Origin of the sequence: Exiguobacterium sp. s7 (genome assembly GCF_018618195.1) — a bacterium.
Classification (GTDB): Bacteria; Bacillota; Bacilli; order Exiguobacteriales; family Exiguobacteriaceae; genus Exiguobacterium; species Exiguobacterium mexicanum_A.
On record NZ_JACSLO010000033.1, the window covers coordinates 1 to 1686 of the forward strand.

Genomic DNA, 1686 nt, shown 5'->3' on the forward strand with positions numbered 1-1686 from the left:
TGAACTGCTCCCCGTCAAGTAGACAGGGTAAATAATGAAAACCAACCTAAGCGGCTTGAGACCTGTATTCGACAGGGCTCAAGCCGTTCAGTCGTTTCTGGAGACGATCGTGGTTGTAGAACGATATGTAGTTCTCGATGGCTGTTGTGAGTTCGCTATAGGCCTGGAACTCACGCAAGTAGTACATCTCCACTTTCAAGGTGCCCCAAAAACTCTCGATCGGGGCGTTGTCGATGCAACGTCCGACCCGGGACATGCTGTGGGTCAGCCCCGCATCTTCTACTATGCGTTTGAACCCTCTCGATGTGTATTGATATCCTCGGTCGCTATGGATCATCGGACGCGCTCCTGTGCGGAGCCCTGCGATCGCTGGCATCATCGTCTGGAAGACGAGCGCGTTGTTGTTAGATTTCCCGATGCGATAGGCGACGATCGAGCCGTCATACAGGTCGATGATCGCGATCAGATAAGCCTTCTTCCCGGCGCCATATTTGAACTCGGTGACGTCGGTGCACCATTTCTCGTCCGGTCGGGACGCGCTGAACTCTCGGTTCATCAGATTCTCGGCCACGTGCTGCGGCGTTGACTTCTTATGCTTCTTCCGCTTCCGGCGGATGACCGATTGGATCCCATGGATATGCATCAAGCGATAGACTCGCTTTTCATTGAACGGGGACAGTCCTTGTTGTCGGCGCAACCGGTTGATCGTCATCGTGATCCGACGGTACCCGTATGTGCCGTTCGCCTGGTCATAGAGTAGACGGATGTCCTCCAGAAGCTTTTCGTTCTCTTCTTGACGCACCGGTATGGTGCGATTCAACCATTTGTAATAGGCCGCCCGTGAGATACCGGCGACTCGACAGAGGAGCACGATCGAAAGGGCCTCCTCTTCGTTCAATTCTTTGATGGCGATATATCGTTGCTGTAGCCGTACCTGGCTGATTATGACCTCCTCTCGATCTCCTCTAACTTTTTTAGAAACAAGATGTCCGCACGAAGAAGTTCATTCTCAAGCTCCATTTGCTGGATACGGCGCTTAAGCTTCTCTTCTTCGCTTAGTTCGTCCTCTGGCTTCGTACGCCCACGGCGGTCCACGAGCGCCTCTGCCCCGCCCGTGTCATACTTTTTGATCCAGCCATAGACCTGGGCATAGGACACCTGAAATTGTTCCGCGGTCTGCTGGTAGTTGCGTCCATTCTCCAAACAATATTTCACGATCTCAAGGCGCTCTTCGAATGTAGTTTTTCTTCCTTTTGTCATAGCTCGATCCATCCCTTTTCTCGAATCTGTTAACTCACTATGACTAGTATACTTCTTAATCCATTTACGAAGAACAGACCAATTACTGATCTGATACTTGGAGAGTACCTCCATTCTAGTGAACCCATCGAGATAGTCGCGGACGGCCGCAATCTTCAGTTCCTTAGTGTAGCGCTTCCACGTCCTCGATTCCTTCAACGCATCGATCCCACCGGTATCGAATTTCACTTTCCACACCTGGAGGGTGTCCCTAGAGACGCCATGAGCCTCCATGATTTCTTTCCAAGTATATGTTTCTTCTTCCATCATGCGCAGCGCACTCAATTTTTGTTCGATCGTATGCTGACTTCTCGCCATAAAAAAACACTCCCCAATCAGATAAACAGATTTGTTATTTCATCTGTCTACCTATTGGGGAGCATATCA

Annotated in this window: 1 protein-coding gene; it reads right to left on the reverse strand. The window is 50.5% G+C overall.

Annotation, left to right across the window (positions count from 1 at the left end):
* Positions 1 to 46: 46 nt before the first annotated feature.
* A protein-coding gene (locus KNP79_RS15520) for an IS3 family transposase (protein ID WP_215192926.1) occupies positions 47 to 1617 on the reverse strand; the annotation gives its coding sequence in 2 pieces (ribosomal slippage) (positions 47 to 978 and positions 978 to 1617; 1572 coding nt in all).
* Positions 1618 to 1686: the final 69 nt, after the last annotated feature.